Here is a 7830-nt window from a genome sequence, read left to right as displayed (position 1 = left end):
CAGCCTGTGCGCAGTAGGTAGAGCACCGCGCAGAACACCTCGTAGAGATCCAGCTCTATGGGCTTGGTACTGCGCCGAACGCTGCGCAACAAGGGCTCGATCTCGGCGAACTTCTCTCTGCTCATGTCGCTTGGGTAGGGCTTTCTTTTCACCAAGCAATTGTCGGCTCTAAAAAGATCGTAAACAGGCTCTTAGATCGTGAACACGCTCTTCGCGCCGTGTTCGGTCAGCGGCGGCCCGGCCCGGCGCTGGAGCCGCGCACCACCAGCGCGCCTTCCAGCACCACCTGCCGCGCGGGCCGCTCGGGCTCCTGCATGCGCTGCAGCAGCAGCTCGGCCGCCGTGCGGCCGATGTCGTAGGTAGGCTGGGCGATGGTGGTCACGTCCAGCGCGGGCAGGGAGGTCCAGTCGTTGTTGTCGAAGCCGGCGATGCCGATGTCGCGCGGCGGGTGCAGTCCGGCGGCCTGCACCGCCTGCAGCGCGCCCAGCAGCAGCAGGCCGTTGGTGGCCAGCAGGGCGTCGGGGCGGTCGGTGCCGGCGAGCAGGGCGGCGGTGGCGCGTTCGCCGGCCTCGCGGGTCGGGTCCATCCACAGGGGCTGGGGCGCCAGGCCGCAGGCGGCCAGGGCTTCGGCGTAGCCCGCGTGCCGCTGCTGGCCGGTGGTGCTGTGCGTGCCGGCCAGCAGGGCGATGCGGCGGTAGCCGTTGTCCAGCAGGTGTTCGGTGGCGCGGCGGGCGGCGGCCTGGTTGTCCAGCACCACGCGGTCGGCGCGGGTCGTGTCCATCGCCCGGTCCACCAGCACCAGCGGAAAGGGCCAGGCCTGCGGGCGCAGCTGCTTCAGGCCCGCCATGGTGGGCGAGAGGATCACGCCGCTAGCCTGCTCGTCGGCCATCAGCTCCAGGTAGGACTGTTCCTTGGCCGGGTCTTCGTCGCTGTTGCAGAGGATGAGCCGCAGGCCGTGGCGGTAGGCCACGTCTTCCACCGCGCGGCCCACGTCGGTGAAGAAGGCGCTGCGGATGTCCGAGACGATCAGCCCGACCAGCGAGGCGCGGCGCTGCCGCAGCCGGCGCGCCGCCAGGTTGGGGCGATAGGCCAGCTCGGCGATGGCGCGTTCCACCTGCTCGCGCAGCGGCGCGCGCACCGCCTCCGGCGTGCTGAGCACGCGCGAGACGGTGGTGGTGGACACGCCGGCGCGCTGCGCGACATCCTTGATGCTGGCCAAGCGGAAAGTCTCCTCGAATTCGTTGCGACGCCATCGTCGATGCGTTGATGCAGGGCATGGTATCGATTCCAGAATCTTTTGCAAAGCCTGCGGGGCGGCAGCGCCTGGCGGGGGCGGATAGGGTGAGCGAACGGCTGTTCTTCTCGGTGTTTTCCCTAGTATTTATGGGATGACAGGGCGGTTGCCGCTTGCGAGGCGCGAAGGCCGCGGCAGATAATCGAGTCTGGAATCGATACCAAATTTCGCAGGAGACATTGCATGTCCACCATTCCGGTCGAAGTGCGCCTGGGCGCAGCCCCGCACAACCGTGAAGACGCCGTGCGCGCCGCAGGCGCCTTGCTGGCCCAGGCCGGCCACATCCAGCACGCCTACATCGACAGCCTGCTGCAGCGCGAGAAGGTGGCCAACACCTTCCTGGGCGAGGGCCTGGCCATCCCCCACGGCATGGTGGAAGACAAGCACCTCGTGCAGCGCACGGGCCTGGCCGTGCTGCAGGTGCCGGCCGGCGTGCGCTGGGGCGACGACGCCAAGCAGGCGCACCTGGTGGTCGCCATCGCCGCTGCCACCGACGACCACATCCAGGTGCTGCGCCGCCTCACCCGCCTGATGCGCGACAGCGCCCTGATGCGGCGCCTCGCCACCACCACCGATGCCGGCGAGATCGTGCGCGCCCTCACGGCCGACGACGCCTCGGGCGCGGCTGCCGCAGCGGGCGGCGCCGCCAGCACCCCGGCGCTGGAAGACTTCCCGCTCGGCCGGGAGCTCTCGCTCAACTACCCCAACGGCCTGCATGCCCGCCCGGCCGGCGAATGGGCCCGCGTGGCCGGCCGCTTCCAGGCGCGCGTGCATGTGCGCTGCGGCGACACGGTGGCCGACGCCAAGAGCGTGGCCGCCCTGCTCGGCCTGGGCGCCGGGCGCGGCGCGCAGCTGCGCCTCTCGGCCCAGGGCAGCGATGCGGCGGCGGCGCTCTCCACCCTGAGCGCGACCATCCAGCGCCTGGGCGAGGAAGAAAGCCGCCAGGCCGAACTCTCCGCCGCCCGCCAGGCCCAGGCCCAGGGCCTGGGCAGCGAGCTGGGCGACTGGCAGCCCACCGCGCGCCACACCTTCACCGGCATCGCCGCCAGCCCCGGGCTGGTGGTGGGCACGCTGGTGCAGGCCGAAGGCACCGAGCTGGAAGTGGACGACCGCTTCAACTCCATCGCCGAAGAAGCCGCCGCGCTCGACCGCGCCCTGGCCGCGGCGCTGGCCCAGCTGCGCCAGCTGGCGGCCGACGCCAAGGCCGGTGGCCGCGCCGAGCAGGCCGCCATCTTCACCGCCCACCAGGGCCTCTTGCAGGACGCCGACCTGCTGCAGGCCGTGAGCCGCCAGGTGGTGCAGCGCCACGGCGCCGCCTGGGCCTGGCGCCATGCCATGGCCGGCCGCGTGGCCGCGCAGCGCGCCCTGGCCGACGCCACCCTGGCCGCCCGTGCGGCCGACCTGCAGGACGTGGGCGAGCGCGTGCTGCGCCACCTCCTGGGCCGGGGCCATGAATCCACCGACGTGGCCGCCTGGCCGCACGACGCCATCCTGCTGGCCGACGACCTCTCGCCCTCCGTCACCGCGCAGATCGACACCAGCCGCGTGCGGGGCTTCTGCACCGCGCGCGGCGGCCCCACGGCGCACACCGCCATCCTGGCGCGGGCCCTGGGCCTGCCCGCCGTGGTGGCGGCCGGCCCGGGCGTGCTGGCCGGCGGCAGCGGCGATGCGGCCGCGCCGGTGCTGGCCGGCGCCGTGGCCATCCTCGACGGCTACCGCGGGCGCCTCTACGTGGGCCCGAGCGAGACCGCGCTGATCGAAGCCCGCGAGCGCATGGAGCGCCTGGCGCGCCGCCAGGAAGAAGAGGCCCGCACCCGCCAGCAGCCCGCCACCACGACCGACGGCCACACGGTGGAGATCGCCGCCAACGCCAACCGCGCCGACCAGGCCGTCAAGGCCCTGGAAGCCGGCGCTGAGGGCGTGGGCCTGATGCGCACCGAATTCCTCTTCCTGGAGCGCGACACCGTGCCCGACGAGGAAGACCAATACCAGACCTACCGCGCCATGGCCGAGGCCCTGCAGGGCAAGCCGCTGGTGGTGCGCACCCTGGACATCGGTGGCGACAAGCAGGTGCCCCACCTCGATCTGCCCGTGGAGGAGAACCCCTTCCTGGGCGTGCGCGGCGCGCGCCTGGCGCTGCGGCGCGACGACCTGATGGTGCCCCAGCTGCGCGCGCTCTACCGCGCCGCGCAGCACGGCCCGCTGCAGATCATGTTCCCCATGATCAGCACGGTGGAAGAGGTGATCACGCTGCGCCAGCGCATGGAAGCCGTGCGCGCCGAGCTGAACGCCCCGGCCGTGCCGGTGGGCATCATGATCGAGGTGCCCTCGGCCGCCCTCATCGCCGACCGGCTGGCCGCGCATGTGGACTTCTTCTCCATCGGCACCAACGACCTCACGCAGTACGCGCTGGCCGTGGACCGCCAGCACCCCGAGCTGGCCGGCATGGCCGACAGCCTGCACCCCGCCGTGCTGCGCCTCATCGAACGCACCGTGGCCGGTGCGCGCCAGCACGGCCGCTGGGTGGGCGTGTGCGGGGGCCTGGCCGGCGAGCCGCTGGGCGCCGCGCTGCTGGTGGGCCTGGGCGTGGATGAGCTGAGCATGAGCACCGGCGACATCGGCACCGTCAAGGCCCTGCTGCGCCGCCACAGCCTGGCCGAGCTGCAGGCCCTGGCGCAGCGCGCCCTGCAGGTGGACACGGCCGACGAAGTGCGCGCCCTGGGCGCCGAGCTGCGGCCCGCCGCCGCCGCGCAATGACGGCCCCGGACGCCTTCCAAGGATTCGCAATGATTGCTACTGAAAACATAGCTGTAAGCCCAGGCGCATCAAGCGCTGCAGGCCTATTCGGCCTGCAAGCTGCAGGAGCCCGCCATGGCTGACGCCGCCCGCATCTTCACCATCACCCTCAACCCCGCCATCGACCACACCGTGCGCGTGGCCGCGCTGGTGCCGGGCGAGGTCCACCGCGCGCAGGGCGACCAGCGCGAGGCCGGTGGCAAGGGCGTGGGCGTGGCCGCGGTGCTGGCCGCGCTGGGCGTGCCCGTCACGGCCACCGGCTGGCTGGGCGCGGACAACGACGCCGTCTTCGCCGACGCCTTCGCCGCGCGCGGCATCGTCGACGCCATGCTGCGCCTGCCCGGCGCCACCCGCACCAACATCAAGATCGCCGACGCCTCGCGCGGCGACTCCACCGACATCAACCTGCCCGGCCTGGCGCTCGCGCCCGATGCGCTGGCCCGTGCCGAAGCCGGCCTGCTGGCCGCGCTCGCCGAACGCGTGCGCCCCGGCGACTGGTGCGAGCTGGCCGGCAGCCTGCCGCCCGGCGCCGATGCTGGCGTGTGGGAACGCATCGCCCGGGCGCTGCATGCGCAGGGCGCGCACATCGCCATCGACACCGGCGGCGCCGTGCTGCTGCAACTGCTGAAAGACCTGGCCGACCCGGCCCGGGGCGCTGCCGTGCCGGTGGCCTTCATCAAGCCCAACCGCGCCGAGCTCGAAGAGCTGGCCGGCCGCGCCCTGCCTGCGCTGGCCGACGTGGCCGCCGCCGCGCGCAGCCTCTGCCAGGAGCACGGCGTGCGCCAGCTGGCCGTGTCGCTGGGCGGCGAGGGCGCCGTCATCGCCACGGCCCAGGGCTGCTGGCATGCCGCCGCGCCGCGCGTGCCCGTCGCCACCACCGTGGGCGCGGGCGACGCGCTGGTGGCCGGCACGCTGGCCGCGCTCTCGCAAGGCCAGGCCATGCCGGGCGCCGCCACCTTCGGCATGGCCTGCGCGGCCGCGCGCATCCAGCGCATCGCGCCCGGCCTGCCGCCGCGGCCCGAGGTCGATGCCCTGGCCGCCGCCATCACGGCCCGGCCCATCTGAAAGACACAGGAGAGACAACCATGGCCCAACTCATCGCCATCGCCGCGAGCCAGGCCGGCCCGGCCCACAGTTTCATGGTGGCCGAGGCGCTGCGCGCCGCCGCCGAAAACGCCGGCCACCGGCTGGCCCTCAGCGTCCACAGCAGCCTGGGCACGCAGGGCGCGTTCAGCGACGCCGAACTGGCCTCCGCCGCAGCGGTCATCATCGCCGCCGACATGCCGGTGGACCGGCAGGACCTGCTGGGCACCATCTCTGCGCCCGTGCACGAGGCCACGCCCCAGGCCGTGCTGGACGACGCCGCCCGCGTGGTGCGCGACGCGCTGGCCCGCATGGCCGGCGCCGTGGCAGCGCCCGCCGGGGCGCCGGCCGCGGCCGCGCCCGCCGGCCCGCTGCACATCGTCGCCATCACCTCCTGCCCCACGGGCGTGGCCCACACCTTCATGGCCGCCGAGGCGCTGGAGCAGGGCGCCCGCGCCCTGGGCCACACCATCAAGGTCGAGACGCAGGGCTCGGTCGGCGCGCAGAACACGCTGACCGCCGCCGAGATCGCAGCGGCCGACCTGGTGGTGATCGCCGCCGACACCCAGGTCAACCGCGACCGCTTCGCCGGCAAGCGCCTCTACGCCACCGGCACCAAGGCCGCCATCCACGATGCGGCAGCCGTGTTCGCCCAGGCCCAGGCGCAAGCCCAGGTGTGGGGCGATGCGGCGGCGGTGGCTTCTGCTTCGGCGACCGCCGCCGGCGCGGCCTCTGCGGCTCCGGCACCGGCCAAGCGCGAATCCGCCGGTGCCTACAAGCATCTGATGACCGGCGTGTCCTTCATGCTGCCCTTCGTGGTGGCGGGCGGCCTGCTGATCGCGCTGGCCTTCGCGCTGGGCGGCATCTACGTCTATGACGACGCGCACAAGGGCACCATCGGCTGGGTGCTGTTCCAGGTGGGCGCCAAGGCGGGCTTCGCGCTCATGCTGCCGGCGCTGGCGGGCTACATCGCCTACTCCATCGCCGACCGGCCCGGCATCGCGCCCGGCATGATCGGCGGGCTGCTGGCCGGCACCGTGGGCGCGGGCTTCCTGGGCGCCATCGCGGCCGGCTTCATCGCCGGCTACTCGGTGCATTGGCTCAACCGCGCCATCCGCCTGCCGCGCGGGCTCGACGGGCTGAAGCCCGTGCTGATCCTGCCGCTGCTGGGGGCGGCCATCGTCGGCGTGCTGATGATGATGGTGATCGGCGCGCCCATGGCCGCCGTGATGAGCGCGCTGACCGAATGGCTCAAGGGCCTGCAGACCGGCAGCGCCGTGCTGCTGGGCATCATCCTGGGCGCCATGATGGCCTTCGACATGGGCGGGCCGGTGAACAAGGCGGCCTACGTCTTCTCCACGACCCTGATCGCCAGCGGCGTGGCCAACCCCATGGCCGCCACCATGGCCGCCGGCATGACGCCGCCGCTGGGCATCGCCCTGGCCTGCTGGCTGTTCAAGAGCCGCTTCACGGCCGAAGAGCGCGAAGCCTCCAAGGCCTCCGCCGTGCTGGGCCTGGCCTTCATCACCGAAGGCGCGATCCCCTTCGTGGCGCGCGATCCGCTGCGCGTGATCCCGGCCTGCATGCTGGGCTCCGCCGCGGCCGGCGGCCTGTCCATGGCCTGGAACATCGGCCTGCAGGCGCCCCACGGCGGCGTGTTCGTGCTCGCCATTCCGAACGCGGTGAACCACGTGGTGCTGTATGCCGCGGCCATCCTGGCCGGCACGGTGGTGACGGCGCTGGCGCTGGGCCTCTTCAAGAAGCGGCAGCCGGCAGCCGGCGCAGCGGCGGCCGCATGACGCTGCGCCTGACCAGGGACACGCGCCTGTGCATGTCCCTGGCCGCACGGCCCAGCAACATCGGCACGCGCTTCCATAACTTCCTCTACGAGGAACTGGGCCTGGACTACGTGTACAAGGCCTTCACCACCACCGACCTGCCGGCGGCCATCGCCGGCGTCCGCGCCCTGGGCGTGCGCGGATGCGCCATCTCCATGCCGTTCAAGGAGGCCGTGATCCCGCTGGCCGACGCGCTGGACCCGTCGGCGGCGCGGCTGCAGTCGGTGAACACGCTGGTGAACGACGGCGGCCGGCTGGTCGCCTACAACACCGACTATCTCGCCGTGCGGACCTTGCTGGAACGCCATGCGGTGCCGCCCGGCCTGCGGGTGGCGCTGCGCGGCAGCGGCGGCATGGCGCGCGCGGTGCTGGCGGCCCTGGTCGATGCGGGGTTGGTGCAGGGGATCGTCACCGCGCGCAACGAACCTGCAGGCCGCAAACTGGCCGCCGCCGGCGGCTACCGCTGGCAGGATGAAACAAGCCCCGTCGAGGCCGATGTGCTGGTCAATGCCACGCCTATCGGCATGGCGGGCGGTGCCGGCGCCGAGGCCCTGGCATTCACGCCCTCCCAGGTGGCGGCTGCTGCATGGGTCTTCGATGTGGTGGCGATGCCGGCCGAGACCCCGCTGATCGCCGAGGCGCGTCGCCAGGGCCGCCCGGTCATCACGGGCGCCGAGGTGATCGCGCTGCAGGTGGCGGAGCAGTTTGCGCTGTATACCGGGGTGCGGCTGACGGGTGAGCAGGTGGAGCGGGCTTCTGGTTTTGCCAGCCGCGGGTAGGTGCAAGCACACTTCGATGCTATTCGTGCAGACCATCCTT

Annotated in this window: 5 protein-coding genes and 1 pseudogene; 4 read left to right on the top strand and 2 right to left on the bottom strand. The window is 72.9% G+C overall.

Annotated elements, in window-relative coordinates; genetic code table 11:
• A pseudogene (locus BM070_RS25185) lies at positions 1–125 on the bottom strand (IS5/IS1182 family transposase); the annotation flags it as partial.
• A gap of 101 nt (positions 126–226) precedes the next feature.
• On the bottom strand, positions 227–1219 hold the full coding sequence (locus tag BM070_RS17890; protein WP_092940704.1) for a LacI family DNA-binding transcriptional regulator: 993 nt from the start codon (positions 1217–1219) through the stop codon (positions 227–229).
• Positions 1220–1477: 258 nt separating this feature from the next.
• On the opposite strand from BM070_RS17890, the gene ptsP reads away from it, so the two are divergent.
• The 4 genes from ptsP to BM070_RS17870 all read left to right on the top strand — a co-directional run bounded on the left by ptsP (position 1478) and on the right by BM070_RS17870 (position 7790).
• A complete protein-coding gene (gene ptsP, locus BM070_RS17885) occupies positions 1478–4051 on the top strand; it encodes a phosphoenolpyruvate--protein phosphotransferase (protein ID WP_092940703.1) in 2574 nt (857 codons plus the stop codon).
• A gap of 114 nt (positions 4052–4165) precedes the next feature.
• Positions 4166–5155, top strand: a complete 990-nt coding sequence (locus BM070_RS17880) for a 1-phosphofructokinase family hexose kinase (RefSeq protein ID WP_092940702.1) — start codon at positions 4166–4168, stop codon at positions 5153–5155.
• Positions 5156–5175: 20 nt separating this feature from the next.
• Positions 5176–6972: a PTS fructose transporter subunit IIC gene (locus tag BM070_RS17875; protein ID WP_092940701.1), complete on the top strand. Its 1797-nt coding sequence runs from the start codon at positions 5176–5178 to the stop codon at positions 6970–6972.
• The gene (locus tag BM070_RS17870; RefSeq protein ID WP_092940700.1) at positions 6969–7790 is read left to right on the top strand and encodes a shikimate 5-dehydrogenase; all 822 of its coding nucleotides are present in this window, start codon (positions 6969–6971) and stop codon (positions 7788–7790) included. The genes BM070_RS17875 and BM070_RS17870 overlap by 4 nt, the downstream gene beginning before the upstream one ends.
• Positions 7791–7830: the final 40 nt, after the last annotated feature.

It is taken from the genome of Paracidovorax wautersii (genome assembly GCF_900113035.1).
Classification (GTDB): domain Bacteria; phylum Pseudomonadota; class Gammaproteobacteria; order Burkholderiales; family Burkholderiaceae_C; genus Paracidovorax; species Paracidovorax wautersii.
The sequence above is the reverse complement of the archived record's forward strand: the minus strand, read 5'-3'. Positions and strand labels throughout refer to the sequence as shown.

Coding starts and splice junctions, on each gene's coding strand:
- ptsP (WP_092940703.1), top strand. CDS start 1,478: ATGTCCACCATTCCGGTCGAAGTGCGCCTGGGCGCAGCCCCGCACAAC.
- BM070_RS17880 (WP_092940702.1), top strand. CDS start 4,166: ATGGCTGACGCCGCCCGCATCTTCACCATCACCCTCAACCCCGCCATC.
- BM070_RS17875 (WP_092940701.1), top strand. CDS start 5,176: ATGGCCCAACTCATCGCCATCGCCGCGAGCCAGGCCGGCCCGGCCCAC.
- BM070_RS17870 (WP_092940700.1), top strand. CDS start 6,969: ATGACGCTGCGCCTGACCAGGGACACGCGCCTGTGCATGTCCCTGGCC.